The sequence below is a fragment of the Paenibacillus mucilaginosus 3016 genome, from assembly GCF_000250655.1.
GTDB classification, from domain to species: Bacteria; Bacillota; Bacilli; order Paenibacillales; family NBRC-103111; genus Paenibacillus_G; species Paenibacillus_G mucilaginosus.
This window is the reverse complement of the sequence record NC_016935.1, coordinates 8,673,140-8,695,479: the sequence shown is the minus strand read 5'-3', so window position 1 is coordinate 8,695,479 and position 22,340 is coordinate 8,673,140. Positions and strand designations below refer to the sequence as shown.

Below are 22,340 nucleotides of genomic sequence, written 5' to 3'. Positions count from 1 at the left end.
GCATACGACTGTAATTCCGGTGCTTTTTCTCCCCATAGTCCCATAATCCAAATTGGAGTCGAATCAAAAGAGATGATTATAGCGGTAACGCCAGGCAGGCCACATAATTAGCAGGGAAAGCACATGAATGGAGGACAGAGACCAGATGAGAAAAACCTCTCGCATTTTGCTTTGTCTGCTCCTGCTGTTGACCTACGTACCGTGGGCGGGCACAGGGCAGACCGAAGCGGCCAGTTTTCCAACCGGCTGGAGCAGCATCGGCTTTAACGGGTCCAATGGAACCAGCACGTATGATGCTTCGGCTGGGATTTTCACCATAACCGATTCGACCGGAACGGGGGTTCCGAATCAGGTGGAGGAGCAGTTCCAATACGCGTATACGCCGGTCACCGGTGATTTTACGCTGATGGCCAAGCTGACTTCGTACCCCTATGTCTCCGGAGCGATGGCAGGGATCATGGCACGGACCGGCCTGGAGAAGGGAAGCTCCTTTTTCTTCGGGAATTATTACGGTACGGGAAGCCAATATCAGCCTTATGTTTCCTCGAGATTAACCTCCGATCCGGCTAAAGCACCAAGCAACTCGGGATATAAGGATGCCTCGAATACCAACGTTCTTTATGACTTTGAAAGCGCACCCAAATACATGAGAGTCCGGAAGCAGGGCGGAGGGTTTTATTTCGACCTGGGGACGGTATCCGGAACCACCATCACATGGACGCAGATCAACGGCAAGACGATTACCGATGTCAAAGCGACTACGTATGTGGGACTGGCCTCTGCCAAGGCGGGAAGCACAGCTCAATTTGACAGCGTCACGCTGCTTAACGCTTACACGAACTCGCCGACAACGGATGTGTCGGCCCTGACGCCGGCACTGCCTGTAAGTGCAGCCATTCCGGCCGCACCAAGCGGCTTGAAGGCGGAGAGCGGTAACGCGCAGGTGCAGCTGACCTGGGGCACTGTGACCGACGCCACGTATTACAGCGTCAAGCGCAGCGAGACCTCCGGCGGCGGATACAGCACGATTGCACAGCTGCAATCAGATGCGGGTGCCGCGAGTGCGAGCTATACCGACAGCAGCGTAACCAACAACACGACATACTATTATGTCGTAACGGCAGGGAATGCTTCTGGCGAGAGCAGTCCATCCGCGGAAGTGCAGGCAGCTCCGTTCGGACAAGGCCTGCCGGCAGCACCGGCGAACGTGACGTCAGCACCTGGCGATGGCCAAGTGACACTGAGCTGGACCGGCGTGCCGGGAGCGACGGCTTATGAAGTAAAGCGAAGCGCCACCTCAGGCGGCCCTTACTCGTCCGTCGCCTCAGGTGTGACCGGCACAAGCTACACGGACACGGGACTGACCAACGGCACGACTTATTACTACGTGGTTCACGCGGTGAATGCTGCGGGGGCAGGTCCGGATTCTGCGGAAACCGCGGGCAAGCCGGGCAGCTTCCTCATCAACGATTCGTTCGAGAACAGCCCGCTCGGAGCCCTTCCGTCAGGATACACGACGCCATATGGCAGCGGGGTGATCAGCGCCTTCTCGAGCACCAACAATACAAGCGTCATCAACAACAGCCATCTGGCCAACAGCTACGGCAACACTTCAGCAGCCGTGATAGACAACGCTACGAATGTGCTGTGGATCAATGACGGAGCGGGAAGAGGCGGCTTCAACAAGGCCTTCGCTCCGGTAACCGCGGACAGCAAGAAGGGCATCACTGCGCAGCTGCGGTTCATGCAAACGGCACGGGTAGGGGATTCCTACGTGCTGGAGCTGCTCGACAGCAATAAGAAGATCGCCGTTTCCTTTAACATTAACTCTTCGCCCATTGCCATCTCCAATAACACCTGGTATACGGTGAAGTATGTCGCCGATGTCAGCGCGAATACCGCGGATCTCTTCGTGAACGGCGAGTACTACGGCAATGTCGCCTTCTCGACGCCGGTAACCGATATCGCCTCGGTGAACTTCCGGATGGCCGGCTCCTCTACGGGCCATGCGTACGTGGACGATGTGATCGCCTATACGCAGGAAGTGACGACGCCGCAAAGCCTGACAGCCGAAGGTGCGAATCTGCGGGTCGAGCTGAACTGGAATGCGGCGGGCGGTGCAGACGGGTATAACGTCTACCGCAGCACATCGAAGGAGGGCCCTTATACCTTGGTGGCCGCGGGCGTGCCTTCGAACAGCTATTCGGATACGACTGGGGGCCTGATCAACAACTCGTATTTTTACTATAAAGTGACGGCCGTCAACACCAGCGGAGAAAGCGATCCGTCCAATACGGCGGAAGCCTACCCGAACGACGTACCGCCGCCATCCGCACCGGTGACCGGACTGCATGCCGTCGTAAGAGACGGCCAGCTCACCATGGTCTGGAACCCTGTGGAGGGCGCCACTTACTACACACTGGAGCGAAGCACGACCCCGGCGGGACCGTTCGTCTCCCTGCTGGTGAACGGCAAGCCGAAGATCGCAGCTGTTTCTTACCTCGATATGGGCTTGAATGCCCAGACGAAGTACTACTATAAGCTGACAGCAGGTAATGTCGGCGGATTGGGCCAGCCGGTACTGCTTGAAGGCGTATCTCCGGCAGCTCCTCTGCAGGCTCCAACGCTGCTCAGTGCCGAAGCGGCCCGTAAAGGGGTTGAACTCGCCTGGTCGTCCGTCCCGAAGGCAGCTTCTTACAAAGTACAGAGAAGTGAAGTGAACGGCGGGCCTTATACGACGCTGGCCTCGGTAACTGAGAAAAGCTATACCGATGCGACGGCTGAAGCCGGCAGAACTTACTTCTACGTGGTGACTGCGGCCAATGATCTGCAGGAGAGCCGGATCTCCAACCAGCTGCGTGTGAAGCATGCCGCCCTGATTTCAGGGGCACCGTCGAAGCCGGCCGGACTGAGGGCCGCGGCCAATGATGGGGAAGTGACGCTGAGCTGGAATCCGGTAGCCGGAGCCAAGACATATAACGTGAAGAGGGCGGACAGCCCGAACGGAACCTATACGACGATTGCTGTCACCAGCACAGCAGCCTATCAGGATAAGGCAGTAACCAACGGCACGACGTATTATTACACGGTCTCCGCGGCGAAGGCCAAGGGGGAAGGACCGGAGAGTGACGTGATTGCTGCGCTGCCGGCCAAGGTACTGACCGTGGACAAGCAGGCGGCGGCTGACGGAGCCACCGTATTCAACACCATTCAAAGCGCCGTCGATGCCATTCCGGCCGATAACAGCGTGAGAACGGTCATCTCGATCGCGCCGGGAACCTATACCGAGAAGCTGAAGGTCACGCGGCCTTATGTCAGCCTGGTCGGTGCGGGCATGGATGTGACGACGATCGTATACGGCGATTATGCCGGCACCTCCGCAACCACAGGCAAGCCGGGCCATACCGGCAACACGTTCCTGAGCCAGACGGTGGAAGTCAATGCAGATTATTTCACTGCGGCGAACCTGACCATCGAGAACAGCTCCGGTCCCCGCTCCCAGGTGGCACAGGCCGTTGCCCTGTCGCTGAAGAGCGATATGGCGGTCTTTGAATCCGTGAGACTGAAGGGCTACCAGGATACGCTGTACAACGGCCTGAACGCCAAGGGTCAGGGCCGACAGTATTTCCACAACAGCATCATTGAAGGCGACGTCGACTTTATTTTTGGTGAAGCCCCGGCGGTCGTGATGGATAATGTCAAAATGGTGCTTGTCAGCCATACGGGCGGCGGCGGCCATATTACGGCGGGAGCCCAGAAGAATGTAACGGACAAAGGGTATCTGTTCCTCCATTCGCAGGTCATTGACGACGCATCGGCGCAGGGTGCGTATGACCTCGGCCGTCCATGGAAGGACTATGCGAGGGTCAGCTTCGTCAATACGCTCATCGACTCGAAGAAGTTCCTTCCGGGCGGATGGGTTGCGGCGTGCGCAGGCACCTGCAAAACGAGCTACTTCTCCGAATACAACAGCTACGGCCCGGGCGCGAATGCAAGTGCAAGAACCATGGCCACACAGCTTACGGGTCTGGAAGCAAGCGTGACGATTCCGTCCATGTTCGACGGCTGGGATCCGTCCACACCGGTCTATATGCCGAAGGTGCAGTATGGACCAGCCATCTCGGCAGCGTACGCCAGCTTCGACAAGAGCAAAGCGAACGATCTCTATGTAACCGTACGCAATGGCAGCGGGTATACCCTGACGAGTGTGAAGAACGGCGAGACGGTGCTCGATGAGTCGGCTTATAAAGCGACGGGCAGCGGCTATGTCATCCGGAAGTCTTACCTCTCCGGTCTTCCGGAAGGGACGGCTGTGCTCACCTTCCAGTATGAAGGCATCTCCGTGCCGCTGCGAATCAGCGTAGTGAATACGGGCAGCACGGAGATCGGCCGGGAGGTACTGGCGGCCAATGACGGCTGGGCCTCTTATACAACAGGCACGACCGGCGGATCTGCAGCCAATGCGGACAATATCTTCGTAGTAAGCAATCGGAGCGAGCTTGTCAAAGCGGCAGCGGGCAATACGCCGAAGATCATTTACGTTCAAGGCACGATCGATATGAATGTGGATGATAACAACAATCCGGTGGGCCGCGAGTTCTATGAGGATCCGGCGTATGATTTCGAAGCATACCTGAAGACGTATGACCCGGCCGTATGGGGCAAGAACACCCCGACCGGTCCGCTTGAGGACGCGCGCGCCAAATCGCAGGCGAACCAAGGCAGCCGAATTAAGGTCACGGTCGGCTCGAACACTACAATTGTGGGTCTTCCGGGGTCGAACGCGAAGATTCTCGGGGGCAGCCTGAATCTGGACAAAGTGGACAACGTCATCATCCGCAACATCCAGTTCGAGAATACGTTCGATCACTTCCCGCAGTGGGACCCGACGGATGGAGAGTCCGGCAACTGGAACTCCGCTTATGACAGCATCTCGGTCAAAGGGTCCACGCACGTCTGGATCGACCACAACGTCTTCAGCGATGCCGGCGGTCTGGATGATCCAAGCCATACGTATTTCGGACGCAAGTATCAGCAGCATGACGGCACGGTGGATATCACGAACGCATCCGACCTGGTGACGGTATCGTACAACCACTTCCACGATCATGACAAAACATCGCTGATCGGCGGAAGCGATGAAGCGGCCGGCGATGCCGGCAGGCTGAGAGTGACGCTTCACCATAACTATTTCCAAAATACCGGACAGCGTGTTCCGCGCGTGCGTTATGGCCAAGTGCACGTATATAACAACTACTACGAAGGATCGTTCCAGCATCCGAATAATCCTTATGTCTATTCGCTCGGAGTAGGTTACCAGTCGCAGATCTATGCGGAGAACAACTACTTCGTCAATGATGCGGGTACCCAGCCTGCGGCGCTCATTCAGGTCAGCAAGGGCACCCAGTTCACGGACGTGGGATCGATGCTCAACGGCACGGCCGTAGAGATTGCGAAGAGCTACGGCGGACTGCAGGCTGTCAGCTGGAAGCCGACGCTGGTGACCTCTGTGGACGAGACGAAGAAAGTACCGGCGATCGTCAAGGCACGGGCGGGTGTGCTTCAGTCCGAAGCATCTGCTGAGTAACGAATGACGAGACGGCAGTACAAGCCATCCATGTAAGACCAAAAGCTGCTCTAAGGGGATAAATCCTCCCTTTGGGCAGCTTTTTTCATATCACACAAGCACACCAACTTCCGACCAGCCCCGACTGAGGAACCGCCGGATGAACCGCCGCACCGGAATTGCGCGGGCCTGCCTGGCAAGCAGCAGGAGCAGGTAAGGACCGATACCCCTGCCCTGTCTGCTCCGTCTGCCCGTGATCATGGCCGGAAGGCCTTCGGCTTTCTCTGTACAAACCGTTTGTAATTCCGGACATGGGGCACTCTTCTATGGTGGGTAAGCAGTGTTCTATCGCTGATGATCCATGTGTGGTTGGCCGAGTTTTTGCGGCGGACGGCGACAAAGTTGTATTTCCCGGCAGAATACACCTTGAACCCTTTTTTCCTGCTTCTAACACAAAACAGGTCGTCCTCGCCGATACTTCGGTTTGGAAAGGGCACCCTTTTCCATACGTCCCGTTTGAAGAACAGCGTGGCACCTGGCAGCCGAGTAACGGGTCGGTGTTCATCTTGGGCGAACCGCAGAATGAGTGTCTTCGACCCGCGCAGGTACATATAATGGGCCCGTTTGCCGACGATATCGGCCTTGGTTCGAGTCATGGCCCGGAGGCTGTCCGTCAAATAATAGGGGGCGTAATAATCGTCATCGTCCAATTTGGCTATATAGCGGTATTGTGCTTTTTTCACGGCGTAGTTGAGGCATGCACCCAGAGACCGGTGCTGGGGCACGCGGTAGATCCGGATATTGCGCAGCCTGCCCGCCAGCTTCCGGTAAGCCGAAAGAGGAATACGATCGTGATTGACCACGATGATAAGCTCCTTTTTCGGGTGACGCTGGCGCAGATAGTTTCTGAACAGGTTCACGATATAACTTGCCCGATTCGTGCAGGTAATCACGGAGACGCCCTGCCCGGATCGAGAGTAACGAGGGTTTGCTTTCACGATACGGCTCCCCTTACCCGATTGACGTAATCTGTATACCCTAAGGTATGTAACAGCGGGCTAAAGGGAACGGCATCTTGACAAAGAGACCGGCGAAGCTCCGTCAGAAATACAGGAATTCGCCGTCTTCGGGAATCATTACCGATTCGGCTGCATGATGGGCTTCGAGGTACCGGGACAAATCTTTTCTCGTTAACGTGCAATGACTTATGGCTTCCATATGGACGGCTACAATGCGGGAGGCCGGGGACAGCTCCAGGATCTTCACGATATCCTGCGGGGTCATGGTGATAATGGATCCGAGCAGCATCTGGGCCCGGGGGGCATTGACGAGACAAACGTCAGGCCGGTACTGTTCGACAGTCCGGCGGATCTCCTCCGTCAGGATGCAGTCCCCCACGATGTACAGGGAGCCTTCGCCCGGTGTGCTGAGGATGAACCCGGATACGGGGCCGAGCAGCTTGGACACGATCCCCTTCGCATGCTGGCCGCGGATCCGCTTGAAGTTGATTCCGCACCACTCCTGAGCATCTTCAATAGGGTGAACGCTGCGGAAGCCGCAGGACTCCGCTTGTTTGCGGTCGGCTGGCTGGCAGAACAGGGGGATATCCTTGGGCAGCACGTTCTTGGCCGTTTGATCGAAGTGGTCAAAGTGGACATGCGTCAGAAGAATGGCATCAATCTTCTCAAAAGCGGATAAAGGGACGGGAAGAGGCGTGATGGGATTGCGTCGTAAGCTTCTTGTAAAAGGAACAGGGGGAAGCTCCCCGGCAGCACTCAGCATAGGGTCGACAAGAATCACTTTCCCGTTCAGGGTGATCAGCGACGTGGCGTTACGGATATGTTGGATTGTAAGCGGCATGAACAGCATCCTCCCAGCTTATGTAACTAACAAATAAAAACCGACCGGTCGTACATTTTTAAAAGTAACAGATCGGCAGCCGGACCGCAACCTATTTTTTACAAGCGGTGGACAGAGGTTTCCAAGCTTGTTTTGCGCAGCCGTGGTATGATACGTTAAGACCAATCGGTTTGTTTTGAACAATTTGCGCACTGTCATCAAAGGACGGCGAAGCCGTTTATCTTGGGCAACGGGGGAGGGGGGCCATCTTGCGCAAAGGCCAAATGACGAAAGAGCATATCATACGCGAATCGGCGGTTTTATTTAATACCAAGGGCTACACCGGAGCTTCCTTATCCGATATTATGGAGCGCTGCGGTATGCGCAAGGGCGGAATCTACAATCATTTTGAGAATAAAGACGAGATTGCTCTGGCCGCTTTCGATTATTCGTTTGGGCAGATCCAGGGGCTGCTGTCCGAAGCGCTGGGAAGCGCGGCGACCTCCAAAGAGAAGCTGCTTGCGATAGGCCAAGTGTATATCGATCTGATCGAACGCAGCTCCCTGGAGGGGGGCTGCCCCTTGCTGAATACCGCCGTGGAGAGCGATGACGCGCATCCGCTGCTGAAAGAACGGGCCCGGCAGGCCATGACGGTGTTTATCCGGAAGCTGTCCTCTATCCTTATCGAAGGCATGGAGAATGAAGAGTTCAACAAAGAACTGTCTCCGGAGGAAGTAAGCAGCTATATGATCGCGGTGATCGAGGGCGGCCTTATGCTGAGCAAGCTGTTTGACGACAGCAAGTATATCCGCAGCTGTGTCCGTCAGCTCACCCAATTTATCGAGGACCAGGTCCTGAGCAATCCCGTAACGAAGTCATGAATGGAGAAGTGATACCATGGCGGTCCTGCCGAACTGTCCCCAATGCAATTCCGAATACACGTACGAAGACGGAACTCTGCTGATCTGCCCGGAATGTGCCCATGAGTGGAATCCGGGGGCGGAGAGCGAGCCGGGCGAAGAGAACAAGATCGTAAAAGATGCCAACGGGAACATTCTTGCGGACGGAGACACGGTGTCCGTGATCAAGGATCTCAAGGTGAAGGGAACTTCTCTGGTCGTCAAGATCGGAACCAAAGTCAAGAATATTCGTCTGATTGACGGCGATCATGATATTGACTGCAAGATCGAGGGCTTTGGCGCGATGAAATTAAAATCGGAGTTTGTGAAAAAGATATAAGGAAAGCAAATGGTGTTACAGGGGAATCTGTGATACGATGGAGTCTTACATGGACAAAGGACGTGATTGATCGTGACGATTAGCATAACCATCCCGGCACCGGAGGTTACGATTACCAAGCAGGAGAATCCGCAGCTCAGCCACATTTACGGGTTCACTGATTTTCATCTGATTACCCGGGAGAAGGGCGGCTTCTTCATGTTCTACAACGACAAGGACGAGCTGCTCTTTGTCGGCAAAGCCAGAAAGCTGCGCCAGCGGATCAAGAAGCACTTCGAGGATACCGTCTCCCCGATCAAGAATCACCGCAATGAAGTGACCAAAATCGAGGTATACATCGTGGAAGATCCGGTGGAGCGGGAAATCTACGAAACGTATATCGCGAACAAGCTCAATGCCAAGTACAATCCGGACAAAGTGTCGGGCAATTAACGGCGGAAACATAAAAGCAGCAAGCACCGTCCCCGAGGGGCTGGTGCTTGCTGCTTTTTTGTAAAAATAAATGCGTGTTGTCCTTAACGGGCCCTGCGTTCCGCGGCATAGCACGCGAAGCCCAGAAGCAGAGCCAGGCCAACCAGTAAGGCGCCTACCCAAGGCAGAGCGGTCAGGGACAGATGCGTAATCACCCAGCCCCCGATGAACGCACCGGCCGCATTGCCCAGGTTGCCGGCCGAGTGGCTGGACGTGGAAGCAAGGGCAGGCGCGGCTTGGGCCAGGCCCATGATCCGTACCTGCAGACCCGGCATGACGGCGAAGGAGCCGGCACCCCAGAGGAAGATGGTGATAACGGCCGCGACGGGACTATGAACAGTCCAGGTGAAGAGCGCGAGGATCACGCACACCGCACAATAAATCCCGAGGATGGAAGGCATGAGCTTCCAGTCCGCCAGCTTCCCGCCCACCATATTGCCGAAGGTCACCCCGAAGCCGAAGAGGATGAGGATCCAGGTGACGCTGTGCTCCATGAAGCCGGTGACCTGGATGAGCAGCGGAGCAATATACGTAAATATGGCGAATAGACCGGCATTGCCGAGCGCCCCGATGAGCAGGAAGAGCAGCAGCTTCGGGCTGCCCAGTGCGGTTAACTGCTGCATGATACTGGCCGGCTTGTCCTGCCGCAGCTGCGGAATGAACATCAGGATGCCGATCAAGGCGGCGATCCCCATGATGGCGATGGCAGCGAACGAGGCGCGCCATCCCAGGTGCTGTCCGATGAAAGTGCCGAGCGGTACACCGATGATATTGGCAATGGTGAGGCCCGCCATCATAATGGAGACGGCCCCGGCGCGCTTATCCGGTCGTACCAGGCTGGAGGCGATAACCGCACCGACCCCGAAGAAGGTTCCGTGGGTCAAGGCTGTAATCATACGGGCAATCATTAAGACAGCATAATTGGGAGCGACAACCGAGATGCCGTTGCCGAGAATGAACAGAAGCATGAGCAGACACAGCAGCTTCTTCTGGGGAATCCGCTGAGTGAGGATCGTCAGAATGGGAGCCCCGACGGCTACACCGAGGGCATACATGGTAATGAGCTGGCCGGCCGAGGAGATGCTGACCTGCAGATCCTCGGCGACATTGGGCAGAAGGCCCATGATGACGAATTCGGTCATGCCGATCGCGAAGGCACCTGCGGTAAGGGAGAGAATAGAGATGGGAAACGGTTCTTTGGCGGTTTGTTTGCGGGCAATACGTTCAGATAACTCCATGATGTCAGCGGCAACCTTTCTGGCTGAATGTATAATCAAGTAGTTTACCGAAAATAAAGCAGCGGGGCAAGGACGATTTCCCCGGATCGGTTCTTCACGGTTGGCCTCCGGCAGATGCGGGCAAGGAAGCCTCCTCGTTTTTCCCCTTGTTTTACTAAAAACAATCTGGGACAATAATGAGAGAGAGTGCAAACGATCTTGGTCCCTGTAGACTAGACTTCCACGTACCGAAAAGAGGACAACGAATGATGAAACCATCTATATATGGATTGACATTGGAGCAGCTGACCGCATGGCTCGTTGAGCGGGGGCATAAGAAGTCCCGCGCGGCTCAGGTGTGGGATTGGCTGTACCGCAGGCGGGTGACGGATTTCGCCGAGATGACGGATGTGCACCCGGAGTGTACCGCGCTGCTCGCGGAGCACTTCGTCTTCCGCACGATGAACGAGCATACGAAGCAGGAGTCGGCCGACGGCACGGTGAAGTTCCTGTTCCAGCTGCAGGACGGCAACCTGATCGAGACGGTGCTCATGCGCCACAAGTTCGGCCTGTCGGTCTGCGTGACGACTCAGGTGGGCTGCAACATCGGCTGCAGCTTCTGTGCAAGCGGCCTGCTGGCGAAGAGCCGGGATCTGACGAGCGGCGAGATCGTGGAGCAGATCATGAAGGTGCAGCTGCACCTGGATGCGGCAGGGAACGACGAGCGGGTGAGCCATATCGTCGTGATGGGCATCGGCGAGCCGTTCGATAACTTCACGAACCTGATCGACTTCCTGGGCGTGGTCATCGACCACAAGGGTCTGGCGATCGGCGCCCGGCATATCACGGTGTCGACCAGCGGCCTGACGCAGAAGATCAAGGAATTCGCGGATCTGAACCTGCGCGTCAACCTGGCGATCTCCCTGCATGCGCCGAACAACGAGCTGCGCTCGCGGATCATGAAGATCAACAAGGCGCTGCCGATCGAGAAGCTCATGGAGGCGATGGATTACTACTGGGCGAAGACGAACCAGCGGGTGACCATCGAGTATATTCTCCTGAAGGACGTGAACGACCGGACGGAGCATGCGCTGGAGCTGGCGGAGCTGCTGGCGGACCGCAAGCAGAGCGTGAATGTGAACCTGATCCCTTACAACCCGGTGGACGAACACAGCCAGTACCAGCGGACGGAGAAGGAATCCGTGCGGGCGTTCTACGATACGCTCAAAAAGCAGGGGCTGAGCTGCAGCGTTCGTCTCGAGCACGGGACGGACATCGATGCCGCCTGCGGCCAGCTGCGGAGCAAGCAGCTCAAGGAAGATCGGCCGGCGGCTGAATCGGCCTTAAGCTGAACGGCACAGGAACAGCATAGCTAATAAGAACAAAAATCCCCCCGCCGGGTTATCCGGTCAGGGGGATTGCTGTGTCAGCGGCAAATGCTTATTTGACACCCTTCATGAAGCCTTGAATTCGGCCCGAGAGCAGGAACAGCAGGATGCCGAGGAGGATGGAAGCTCCTCCGATGACGCCGAAGTAGACCATCTCGGTCTCCGGCGTATAGAACTTGACGATCTGCGCGTTGATGGCCTGCGCCGCGGCGTTGGAGAGGAACCACAGGCTCATGGTCTGTGCGGAGAACGCGGCAGGGGCCAGCTTGGTGGTAGCCGAGAGACCGACCGGTGAGAGACATAGTTCCCCGACAACGACGATGAAGTAGCTCAGCACGAGCCACAGCGGGTTCACGAGCGCATCACTTCCGCCGAAGTAGGCCGGCAGCAGGATCACCAGGAACGACAGGCCGGCGAACAGCAGGCCCAGCGAGAACTTCCGGGGGATCGTCGGCTGGCGGTCGCCCAGCTTTACCCACAGCCAAGCGAAGACCGGGGCGAAGAGAATGATGAACAGCGGGTTCAGCGACTGGAACCAGGCCGGCGAGATGTGCAGTCCTGCGAAGTCAAGCTGCGTCCGCTTATCCGCATAGTTCGCGAGAATCGTCGAGCCCTGCTCCTGGATCGCCCAGAACATGACGGAGGCGATGAAGAGCGGAATGTAAGCGAGAATGCGGGAGCGCTCCACGGCGGTCGTTTTGGGACTGCGGTACATCACGATGAAATAGAGCGTCGGGATGAGGATCCCGAGAAGCCCTACAAGCGCAATGAAGCTGCGGAATGTGAGCAGGCCCGAAGGAATGGCGACCGCGACGAGAATGGCAGCGATCAGCGCACCAAGCCCCAGCCGGGTGAACGCGCTTCGCTTCTCCTCAGGAGTGAGCGGGTTCGCGACGAATGTGCCGGCCAGCCCGAGATTGCGCTTCTTGGTCAGGATGAAGACGGTGAGTCCGAGCAGCATCCCGACGGCAGCGAGACCGAAGCCCAGATGGAAGTTATACTTCATTCCGAGCGTACCTACAATGAGCGGAGCGAGGAAGCCGCCGAGGTTGATGCCCATATAAAAAATACTGAAGCCGGCGTCGCGGCGGTGATCGCCTTCGCTGTAGATCTCACCGACGATGCTGGAGACGTTGGGCTTAAGCAGTCCTGTCCCGAGTACGATCAGGGCCATTGAGACGAACAAAATGGCAGCGCTTCCAGGTATTGCTAATAGAATGTGCCCGAGCATGATCAGAATCCCGCCGTAGAATACGGCCTTGGACGTGCCGAAGATCCGGTCGGCCAGCCAGCCGCCGATGATACCTGACATATAGACAAGCGAGCCATAGATCGACATAATCGCCAGAGCAGTGCCCTCGTCCATGCCAAGGCCGCCTTTGGACACCTCATAATACATATAGAACACGAGGATCGCCCTCATGCCGTAGTAGGAGAACCGCTCCCAGAATTCGGTGAAGAAGAGCGTGAACAGACCCTTGGGATGCCCGAAGAACCCCTGCTGAGGCACGCTTGCGATGATGCTTTGTTTATCTGAACCTTTCATGGTGTTCCCTCCTGTTCTATTAATATCATACGACTTTGGCATTTCCATTGTCAAAAAGGTTATGTAAATGGTTGTCAATCATTATTGAATTATCTTACTATTCTTATTATTTTGTCAGTATTCCCCTAACGCATAGTTATCCATTGGTTAATTATAGGCAGAGGGGGGAAGGAATATTTTTCTACAAAATTGCTATTGAAACCCATGGACAGACCGTGTAATATAAACAAATAACTTCATAAGACTCGTATAATTTTGGGGATATGGCCCATAAGTTTCTACCGGATGACCAATGCAATCATCCGACTATGAGTGAAAGTCGCAGCGGTGGCCGTGTCCGTCCCTCCCCATGAGGGATGACGTTCGCATAACGATGCGTACGAATATGTATCGGCACCATGAGGTTATTAGCGCCCCGGGACAGATTTCACTTGAGAGAAACATGCTCAAGGAGATCTGTCTTTTTTGATTTTGCACAGAGAAGGAGAGCTTACCCCATGAAATTACTGGAAGAACGCATACGCCAAGAAGGCCTGATCCTGTCCGATACGGTCCTCAAGGTGGATTCCTTCCTGAACCATCAAGTCGATACGGCGCTTGCCCTGGAGATCGGCAGGGAATTCGGCCGTATCTTCGCCGGCAGGGGGATCACCAAGGTGCTGACGATTGAAGCCAGCGGCATCCAGTTCGCGATGGCGGCGGGCATTGCTCTCGGCGTACCGTTCGTCTATGCCAAGAAGAAGAAAGCCGTTACGCTCTCGGAGAGCGTGTATACGGCACCTGTTCATTCGTTTACCCGGCAGGAAACGTACCAAATCAGCGTCTCGCAGAAATACCTGGGCCCCGCGGACCACGTCCTGATCGTGGACGACTTCCTGGCGACCGGCGCTGCGCTTGTCGGCCTGGTCGACATCGTCAGAGCTTCCGGCGCGAAGCTGGCCGGTGTGGGCTGCGTCATCGAGAAGAGTTTCCAGGAGGGACGAAGCCTGCTGGAGAACAAGGGCGTGGAGATCCACTCGCTGGCCCGGATCGCGTCGATGGCGCCGGGCGAGGTGCACTTCATCGGGAACGAGACCGTATATCAACCATCCTAAGGAGCGTACCTCATGTTAAGCAGACAAAAAGTGTTCACCCTCGGCTTCCAGCACGTGCTCGCGATGTATGCGGGTGCGGTGGTCGTGCCTCTGATCGTCGGCGGGGCCCTCAAGCTGACCGGCGAACAGATGGCTTATCTGATCGCGGCCGATCTCTTCACCTGCGGTCTGGCTACCATTCTGCAGGTCATGGGGACCCAATGGTTCGGCAGCCGGCTGCCGGTCATCCTCGGATGTACCTTCACGGCGGTAGGGCCGATCATTGCGATTGCCTCGACCTCGAATCTTGCAACCGCCTATGGAGCCATCATCCTGTCCGGCTTATTCGTCGTCCTGGCGGCGCCGCTCTACGGCAAGCTGCTGAAGTTCTTCCCGACGGTTGTCACCGGGTCGGTCGTCACGATCATCGGCCTCTCGCTGATTCCGGTGGCGATGAACAATGCCGCCGGCGGGCAGGGAGCTCCGGACTTCGGTGCACCTCGCAATCTGCTGCTGGCCTTCGGCACGCTGGTTGTCATCCTCCTCGTGAACCGCTTCGCAACCGGGTTCCTGCGTTCGATCTCCGTGCTCGTCGGCTTGGCGGCAGGCACGGCAGCGGGCTACGCGATGGGCATCGTGAATTTTGCGTCGGTCGGACAGGCTTCCTGGGTGAGCATCGCCCAGCCGTTCTACTTCGGCGTGCCGCAGATCAGCATTACGGCGGTTATCACGATGATACTGGTGAATATCGTCAGTATGGTCGAATCCACCGGCGTTTATTTTGCGGTGGGGAAGGCAACGGACCAGAAGGTCGAGAAGGGCCAGATCGTGAACGGCCTGCGCTCCGAAGGCGTGGCAATCATGCTAGGCGGGATCTTCAACGCGTTCCCGTATACGGCGTTCTCCCAGAACGTCGGGCTCATCTCGCTGACCCGCGTGAAGTCGCGGGATGTGATCTTCGCCGCGGGCGGGATCATGGTGGTGCTGGGTCTGCTGCCGAAGCTGGCGGCTCTGACCACGGTGATTCCCAGTGCCGTGCTGGGCGGCGCGATGATCGTCATGTTCGGCTCGGTCGCGGCTTCCGGGATCTCGATCCTGTCGGCAGTCGACCTGCGCAAGGACAGCAATCTGCTGATTGCGGCCTGCAGCATCGCGGTCGGACTCGGTTCGGCTACGCTGCCGCAGATGTTCGACCAGCTGCCGGGCTTCGCGAAGATGCTGCTGCAGAGCGGCATCGTGTCCGGCTCCCTGACGGCGATCGTGCTCAACCTGTTCCTCTCGGGAACAGGGGAAGCCCCGGCCGCCGAGTCACAGGCGGAAGCCGGCTCCGCGGCGCAGCATGCGTAGGGCAGCAGCGACGCCGCGGAGCCGGCTAGCGCGCCATAACACAAGAAAGAGACCTTCCATAGGGCTGATGGAAGGTCTCTTTCTTGTTTACGGATCAATTTCTGATCAGCAGGGCGGATTAGAAGTCGAAGTTGTCCGGGTCGGGCCGATCCGCTGGTTCTTGTTCAGGCCGCTGATGCGCTCCATCTCTCCGGCGGTCAGCTCGAAGCCGAAGAGATCGGCGTTCTCGGCGATCCGGTGCGCCTTGGTCGACTTCGGGATCGTCACGACGCCCTGCTGCAGGTCCCAGCGCAGGATCACCTGAGCGACGGAGACGCCATGCTTCGCCGCGATCTCCTTCAGCACCGGATCTTCCAGCAGCCCGCCCTGCATGAGTGGGGACCAGGCTTCAAGCTGGATGCCCTGCTCGCAGCAGAACTTCAGCAGCTCCTGTTGGGTGAGCCGCGGATGGAACTCGACCTGGTTCACCATCGGCTTCACTTCGGCATCCCGCAGGATGTCCTCGAGGTGGTGAATCTGGAAGTTGCTGACGCCGATCGCCCGGACCCGGCCTTCCTTGTAGAGGGTCTCGAGGGCCCTCCACGCTTCTTTGTATTTGCCGGCCACAGGCCAGTGGATGAGGTAGAGGTCGAGGTACTCCAGACCGAGCTTGGCGAGGCTCGCCTCATAGGCGGCCAGGGTGGATTCATAGCCGAGGTCGGCATTCCACACCTTGGAGGTAACGAAGAGATCCTCCCGGGAGAGGCCGCCTTCCTGCAGGGCTTCGCGGATGCCCTGCCCGACGCTGGCCTCGTTGCCGTAGATGGCCGCCGTGTCGATGCTCCGGTAGCCCTGCCGGATGGCCGTCTTGACGGCCTGTACGAGCTCCTGGCCTTCCTCGACCTGGAAGACGCCGAGGCCAAGCACCGGCATGGTTACCCCGTTATTCAGGGTAGTGGTGGGATGAATGAATGCAGTCATGGAATGGAAACCTCCTGAGTAATGGATGATAGAAGAATAAGGGTTGGTGTGCAAAAAGCCGGTTGGCCGCTGGGGCCGGAATGAAGCACAAGCCCCTGCCGGAGCAAGCTCAGGGCCGGGTCAGCGGACGGGAATGCTTCCCGCCTCAGCGTGTTCCTGCCCAGAGTGATCCCGGCGCTCAAGCGACCGGCTCCAGGCGGTGAGCAGTACTGCACCGAGCACCATGAGGGCGCCGACCCAGGTCGTATGAATCAGGCCGATCGTGTCGGCTACGATGCCTCCCAGGTAAGCCCCGATGGCGATGCCCGCATTGAAGGCGGCGATATTCACGGCCGAAGCGACATCGACCGCCCGCGGGGCGAAGCGCTCGGCGAGGGTGACGACATATACCTGCAGGCCGGGGACATTCATGAAAGCGAGCAGCCCGAGGCAGAAGAGTGTGACCAGCCCGGCCGCCTGGAATGGCGCCGTGAAGAACAGGACGAAGAGCACTACCGCCTGCAGGGCAAACATGTAGAACAAGGCGGTAAGGGGCTGCCGGTTGGCCGCTTTCCCGCCCACAACGTTGCCGATGGCGATCGCGATGCCGTAGAGGAGCAGGATGGCGGCCACCGTGCTTTCCCGGAAGCCGGTGATCTCGTGCAGCAGCGGCGACAGGTACGTGAACACGACGAAGGTGCCGCCGTACCCGAGGGCGGTCATCGCGAAGGCGAGCAGCAGACGGCCGTTTCGGACCAACGGAAGCTGATCCGAGAGCCGGGTAGGCTTGCCCTGCCGCAGCGCGGAAGGAACGAGCAGCAGGTTGGCGACGAGCGCGAGAAGGCCTACGGCCGCAATGGCGATGAAGGCGGACCGCCAGCCCCACTGCTGACCGATCAGCGTACCGAGGGGAACGCCAGTGACCGTGGCGATCGTGAGTCCGGAGAACATGATCGAGATGGCGCTGGCCCGGCGGTTCTCCGGCACGAGATCCGCCGCGATCGTGGAGCCGATCGACATGAAGACCCCGTGGGCGAAGGCCGATACGACCCGTGCGGTCAGCAGGAGGGCGATCCCTCCGGCCATCGCGGCCAGGCTGTTGCCCGCCACGAAGACGATCATGATCCAGATCAGCAGGGTCTTGCGGGAGACCCGGGACGCCAGTGACGTCAGGATGGGGGCGCCCAGCGTGACGCCGAGCGCATACAGCGTGACGGTCAGCCCCGCCGTCGTCAGGGATATGTGCAGGTCTTCAGCGATAAGGGGCAGCAGGCCCACACTGATAAACTCGGTTGTTCCGATCGCAAAGGCGCTGACGGCGAGCGCCAGCAGCGCGAGGGTGCTTCTTTTGGAATCCAGGGACATGTTTCTCACTCCTATATGGTAATCACCGGCCGGTAAGTGGTATTATGAAGTACTCTGACGGATATGAACAGTACGTACCTTGAAGTACTATAGGTACTGCGAAGTACTATAGGTACTAAAAAGTACCCATATAGATCAGGAGGGATGGAGCATGACAACCCAAGAGAAGAGCGGCAAAAAGTACAATATCTCGGTGGAGGCTACCCTGGAAGTCATCGGGGGCAAGTGGAAATGCGTGATCCTCTGCCACCTGACGCACGGGAAGAAGCGGACAAGCGATCTGAAGCGTCTCATGCCCGGCATTACGCAGAAGATGCTGACCCAGCAGCTCCGGGAGCTGGAGGACGACGGCATTGTCAACCGGATCAGCTACAATCAGGTGCCGCCGAAGGTCGAGTACGAGCTGAGCGAGTACGGGTGGAGCCTGAGGCATATTCTGGACTCCCTCTGTGCCTGGGGCGAGAGGCATATCATCCGGGAATACGGGGACAAGTTCACGGTGCTCGAAGACAATATCCTGAACCACAAGTCGATGGAAGGCGTACTGCCGCCTGCATCAGAAGAAAGGGAGCCGGTAGGATGACAGCGGATTTCAGGGAGTACGGCTTAAGTGAAGAGATCCTCCGCGCGCTCGATACGCTCGGCTATAAGGAGCCGACGGAGGTGCAGAGGGAGGTCATCCCTGCTGCCCTGCAGGGGAAGGACATCACCGTAAAGTCCCGTACGGGAAGCGGCAAGACGGCCGCCTACGGCATTCCGATCTGCGAGCGCGTCCGCTGGGAGGAGAACCGGCCGCAGGCGCTGGTGCTGACGCCTACACGCGAGCTGGCCGACCAGGTGAAGGAGGATCTCACGAACATCGGCCGCTTCAAGCGGATTCGGGTGACGGCGCTCTATGGCAAGCAGCCTTTTGCCAAGCAGAAGACCGAGCTCATGCAGAAGGTTCATATCGTCGTAGGCACACCGGGGCGTGTGATGGATCATATCGAAAAAGTACTCTCAATCTCGAGCGGGTGAGTATGCTGGTCCTGGACGAGGCCGATGAAATGCTGAGCATGGGATTCATTGAGCAGGTGGAGGCGATCCTGCGCGAACTGCCGGAGGACCGCGTTACGATGCTGTTCTCAGCTACGCTTCCGAAGGGCGTGGAGGAGCTGTGTCACCGGTATATGGTGAATCCGGTAGATATCGAGATCGCATCGGCAGGACGGACGACGGCGGGGATTGACCATTCGTTGTTCCTCGCAGCGGAGGGAGAGAAACCTAAGCTTCTGCAGGACGTCCTGGTGACGGAGAACCCGGATGCCTGCATTCTCTTCTGCCGGACGCAGGCAGGGGTGGATGGCGTCTTCGATCAGCTGGACGGTCTTGGCTATTCCTGCGGCAAGATTCACGGGGGCATGGAACAGGACGACCGCTTCGCGGTAATGCATGCGTTCCGGCGGGGGGAGTTCCGCATCCTGGCAGCGACCGATGTGGCGGCCAGGGGCATTGATATCGACAACATTACGCACGTGATCAACTATGATCTGCCCCTGGACAAAGAGAGCTATGTGCACCGGACCGGAAGAACGGGCCGGGCGGGCAGGGAAGGGATCGCGATATCGTTCGTGACACCGGAGGATGAGCACGCTCTGCGTACGATTGAGGAATATCTCGGGCAGCAGATCCGCCGGAGGGAGGCTCCTTCGGCAGAGGAAGTGGAGGCCTCCCGAGACGCCTTCGAGGCCAAGATGAAGTTGAAGCCCGCTCCCAAGCAGGAGAAGAAGGGCCTGGTCGACCGGGATATCATGCAGCTGTATTTCAGCGGCGGCAAGAAGAAGAAAATCCGGACCGTCGATCTTGTCGGCACGCTGACCAAGATTGATGGAATGACGGCGGGCGACATTGGGATCATCAACATCCTCGACAATGTGTCGTACGTAGATATTCTCAACGGCAAAGGGCCGATGGTTATTGAGGCGATGAAGACGATGACGGTCAAGGGAAAGCAGCTGAAGGTGCACGAAGCGGTCAAAAAGAGGTAGGGCGAAGCGTCATGGAGAGGTAGATGAAACGGGGAGGGGACGATCCGCGTGACGGATGCTTTGTCGGTGGTGCTGGTCGGCGCGGTGCTGCTCGCTGCGTTGTCGATCGTCTGGGTGAGCTGGAGGAACGGCATTACGCCCATGCCTTCGTCCGCCGTGGTCCGGGATGCGGTGGTACGGGAAGTGAGCCGGTACCCGGAGCACCTCCGCATCGTGGAAGCAGGCTCGGGCTGGGGCCAGCTCGTGCTGCAGCTGGCGAGGGAGTGCCCGGTCCGGCAGCTCGTCGGGATCGAGAATTCGCCGATCCCGTACGGGTTCTCCCGGGCCGCGGGAGCCCTGCTCTGCCGGCTGCAGCCCGGAGTTTATGGGGCAGCCGGTCAAGGCCGCATCGCCTTCCTCCGCGGCGACCTGTACCGGTATCCTTATGAGGAGGCCGACCTCGTCGTCTGCTACCTGTTCCCGGGCGCGATGCAGCGGCTCAGCGGCATATTCCGGAACCGGATGCGGCCCGGGGCACGCATTGTCAGCATCTACTTTGCCCTGCCGGGGTGACAGGCTGAGCGGGTCGTCACCTGCGGGGACCTGCACCGCACGAAGATTTATGTCTACGCGGTACCGTGAGGGTGCATAGGAGTACGGTTCAGCGGCAAAGGTATGACAATAGACGCGGCTCCGGCACCTTCCATGCCCGCAGGCGGCGCAAGTAAAGAAGACCTCTCCCCCAGTTGGAGGAAAGGTCTTCTTCGTGTTTTGGAGCAGAGGCGGTGCATTTGGATCAAGCGATAAACTATTCGGCCGAAGCATCCACGACGATCTTCCATGCGGTGCCGATCGGAGGCAGGCTCTTCGTCATCACCGGACCGTAGACACCGATGATCTTAGTGCCTTTCACCAGCGTGCTTGCCGGAACCTTCTCGCCCTTCAGGTTCACGACCGGTGTTTCTGCGCCGACCCGGAGCACGATCTCCGTCTGCGAGCGGTCGGTCAATCCGGTACCTTTGAGCACTACGGAGAAGTCGTCCTTAGAATCCCCGCTGCGCACTTCCTGGATTTCACCGGCTGTAGCCAGCAGGTCCGTCCCTTTCTCGGCATCAAGCACTGTGATCCGGTAGGCGGAGGTCTGCGGCGGCAGGCTGAGCGTCATCCGATTCGGGTGCTCGACTTCCACGGTCATGCCGATGTGCAGATCGGAGAAGCCCAGCTTAGCGCCGTCCTTCTTCTCGAGTACCGTCTCCTCGCTGATATGGAGCACCGTGCCGTTGGTGCCTGTCCCTTGAATTTGCAGGGAACGGTGATCTTCTTTGTAAGTCACGGCCGTAACGACGCCTGTCGTCACCACGTTCTTCTGCGCTTCCGCCTCCGGAGTGATGACAACCGCCTGGCCTTGCACGGACGCCTCCGTATGGAGCACCTTGCTTACGAAGGAGGCAGGCACATACAGCTTGTTGTCGACGAGAGCCGGTGCCGCGCCAAGCGTGGTGTACATCCGGTTGATGACGTATTGGTCTTCACCGGTCTTTACGGTTGTAAAAAGATTTCCCTTCTGCAGATCGACCGAGAGGGTCTCCTGCTTCCACTCGAGCGCATAGCCGAGCTTCTCGGCCGTGCTGCGCAGCGGAATCATCGGCTCGGAGGAACCGGGCACCTGGTAGCCGGTTTCGACAAGCGTCTCTCCGTTGATCTTAATCAAGAACGGGGCGGCAGCTGCTTCCGGAACGGACACGGCGGCTGTCGGCTGGGGCGTGCTGCCGGTCGAAGCGTGTGCGGCTCCCGTCGCCATCAGGGCGGTGGACAGGGTAAGAAGGGCCAGGCTTTTTTTCATCGATGCGTTCTTTCTGGAGTTCATCATCGTTCTTCCTCTCATGCTGTAATAGGAAATGCTGATCTGTATTTCACCTCCCTAGACGGGCGGATTCGGCATTATGTTGCAGGAAACGACACGAACATGTCTGTCCAGAATATGGAACTGGGGATACAGAGGGAAACGGGGTAATGCTGGAGGCGCGGGAAATAGCTAACGCCAGGATCTCCGGCCATGTCCTCAGCGGTATGCGGATGTGCCGGCCTCTCTATACAATAAAACACCCCAGCCTAAGGCCGGGGTGCCGTTAACCGTATTCGTCTACTCTTTCAGCTTGCCGATGCCCTGCTGGACTTCGCCCTTGAGCTTGTCCATCTTGCCTTCCGCTTGAAGGGAGGCATCGTTCTTCGCGTTGCCGATCTGGTCTTTGACTTCGCCCTTCACTTTGGAGACTGCGCCTTTGATCTTGTCGCTGAGTCCTTGACTGCTGTTCATGGGTATCATCTCCTTGGGGTAAGGTTA

The 22,340-nt window shown here is 57.8% G+C and carries 16 protein-coding genes, 2 pseudogenes and 1 riboswitch; of the genes and pseudogenes, 10 read left to right on the top strand and 8 right to left on the bottom strand.

What is annotated here, in order from left to right:
- Positions 1–145 precede the first annotated feature (145 nt).
- Positions 146–5,587 carry a pectinesterase family protein gene (locus tag PM3016_RS41035; protein WP_014372772.1) on the top strand — a complete coding sequence of 1,814 codons (5,442 nt, stop codon included), beginning with the start codon at positions 146–148 and terminating at the stop codon, positions 5,585–5,587.
- 236 nt (positions 5,588–5,823) lie between these two features.
- On the opposite strand, the gene PM3016_RS36435 is transcribed toward PM3016_RS41035, so the two are convergent.
- Complete coding sequence (locus PM3016_RS36435) at positions 5,824–6,564, bottom strand: glycosyltransferase family 2 protein (RefSeq protein ID WP_014372771.1); 741 nt, start codon at positions 6,562–6,564, stop codon at positions 5,824–5,826.
- 103 nt (positions 6,565–6,667) lie between these two features.
- A complete protein-coding gene (locus PM3016_RS36430; RefSeq protein WP_014372770.1) occupies positions 6,668–7,426 on the bottom strand; it encodes an MBL fold metallo-hydrolase in 759 nt (252 codons plus the stop codon).
- Between the two features lie 248 nt (positions 7,427–7,674).
- Here PM3016_RS36430 and PM3016_RS36425 point away from each other — a divergent pair, with 248 nt between their 5' ends.
- The 3 genes from PM3016_RS36425 to PM3016_RS36415 all read left to right on the top strand — a co-directional run bounded on the left by PM3016_RS36425 (position 7,675) and on the right by PM3016_RS36415 (position 9,076).
- Entirely contained in the window at positions 7,675–8,286 is a 612-nt protein-coding gene (locus PM3016_RS36425) for a TetR/AcrR family transcriptional regulator (protein WP_014372769.1), read from the top strand.
- A gap of 16 nt (positions 8,287–8,302) precedes the next feature.
- Complete coding sequence (locus PM3016_RS36420) at positions 8,303–8,644, top strand: zinc ribbon domain-containing protein YjdM (protein ID WP_013921551.1); 342 nt, start codon at positions 8,303–8,305, stop codon at positions 8,642–8,644.
- 66 nt (positions 8,645–8,710) lie between these two features.
- The gene (locus tag PM3016_RS36415) at positions 8,711–9,076 is read left to right on the top strand and encodes a nucleotide excision repair endonuclease (RefSeq protein WP_014372768.1); all 366 of its coding nucleotides are present in this window, start codon (positions 8,711–8,713) and stop codon (positions 9,074–9,076) included.
- A gap of 83 nt (positions 9,077–9,159) precedes the next feature.
- On the opposite strand, the gene PM3016_RS36410 is transcribed toward PM3016_RS36415, so the two are convergent.
- The gene (locus PM3016_RS36410) at positions 9,160–10,353 is read right to left on the bottom strand and encodes an MFS transporter (protein ID WP_014372767.1); all 1,194 of its coding nucleotides are present in this window, start codon (positions 10,351–10,353) and stop codon (positions 9,160–9,162) included.
- Between the two features lie 245 nt (positions 10,354–10,598).
- On the opposite strand from PM3016_RS36410, the gene rlmN reads away from it, so the two are divergent.
- Complete coding sequence (gene rlmN, locus PM3016_RS36405) at positions 10,599–11,684, top strand: dual-specificity RNA methyltransferase RlmN (RefSeq protein WP_013921548.1); 1,086 nt, start codon at positions 10,599–10,601, stop codon at positions 11,682–11,684.
- Positions 11,685–11,772: 88 nt separating this feature from the next.
- Here the strand turns inward: rlmN and PM3016_RS36400 are convergent, their stop codons facing one another.
- Entirely contained in the window at positions 11,773–13,266 is a 1,494-nt protein-coding gene (locus PM3016_RS36400; RefSeq protein ID WP_013921547.1) for a peptide MFS transporter, read from the bottom strand.
- A gap of 225 nt (positions 13,267–13,491) precedes the next feature.
- Positions 13,492–13,595, top strand: a riboswitch (purine riboswitch).
- A gap of 168 nt (positions 13,596–13,763) precedes the next feature.
- Here PM3016_RS36400 and PM3016_RS36395 point away from each other — a divergent pair.
- Together PM3016_RS36395 and PM3016_RS36390 are read left to right on the top strand one after the other, a co-directional pair.
- Positions 13,764–14,360, top strand: a complete 597-nt coding sequence (locus PM3016_RS36395; RefSeq protein ID WP_013921545.1) for a xanthine phosphoribosyltransferase — start codon at positions 13,764–13,766, stop codon at positions 14,358–14,360.
- A 12-nt stretch (positions 14,361–14,372) separates the two neighbouring features.
- Positions 14,373–15,686 (top strand): nucleobase:cation symporter-2 family protein, encoded by a 1,314-nt coding sequence (locus PM3016_RS36390; RefSeq protein ID WP_013921544.1) that lies wholly within the window; start codon positions 14,373–14,375, stop codon positions 15,684–15,686.
- Between the two features lie 118 nt (positions 15,687–15,804).
- Here the strand turns inward: PM3016_RS36390 and PM3016_RS36385 are convergent.
- Positions 15,805–16,646: pseudogene (locus tag PM3016_RS36385) on the bottom strand (aldo/keto reductase).
- A gap of 120 nt (positions 16,647–16,766) precedes the next feature.
- A complete protein-coding gene (locus tag PM3016_RS36380; protein WP_014372764.1) occupies positions 16,767–17,990 on the bottom strand; it encodes an MFS transporter in 1,224 nt (407 codons plus the stop codon).
- A 151-nt stretch (positions 17,991–18,141) separates the two neighbouring features.
- Between PM3016_RS36380 and PM3016_RS36375 the strand changes: the two genes are divergently transcribed.
- The 3 genes and pseudogenes from PM3016_RS36375 (at position 18,142) to PM3016_RS36365 (ending at position 20,569) form a co-directional block, all read left to right on the top strand.
- On the top strand, positions 18,142–18,573 hold the full coding sequence (locus tag PM3016_RS36375; protein ID WP_013921541.1) for a winged helix-turn-helix transcriptional regulator: 432 nt from the start codon (positions 18,142–18,144) through the stop codon (positions 18,571–18,573).
- Positions 18,570–20,017 (top strand): annotated as a pseudogene (locus PM3016_RS36370) (DEAD/DEAH box helicase). The gene PM3016_RS36375 and the pseudogene PM3016_RS36370 overlap by 4 nt, the downstream one beginning before the upstream one ends.
- A gap of 48 nt (positions 20,018–20,065) precedes the next feature.
- Complete coding sequence (locus PM3016_RS36365) at positions 20,066–20,569, top strand: class I SAM-dependent methyltransferase (RefSeq protein WP_014372763.1); 504 nt, start codon at positions 20,066–20,068, stop codon at positions 20,567–20,569.
- Between the two features lie 235 nt (positions 20,570–20,804).
- Here the strand turns inward: PM3016_RS36365 and PM3016_RS36360 are convergent, their stop codons facing one another.
- Both PM3016_RS36360 and PM3016_RS37790 read right to left on the bottom strand, forming a co-directional pair.
- The gene (locus PM3016_RS36360; protein ID WP_013921538.1) at positions 20,805–21,866 is read right to left on the bottom strand and encodes a copper amine oxidase N-terminal domain-containing protein; all 1,062 of its coding nucleotides are present in this window, start codon (positions 21,864–21,866) and stop codon (positions 20,805–20,807) included.
- 273 nt (positions 21,867–22,139) lie between these two features.
- Positions 22,140–22,313 (bottom strand): CsbD family protein, encoded by a 174-nt coding sequence (locus PM3016_RS37790; protein WP_014372762.1) that lies wholly within the window; start codon positions 22,311–22,313, stop codon positions 22,140–22,142.
- Positions 22,314–22,340 lie beyond the last annotated feature (27 nt).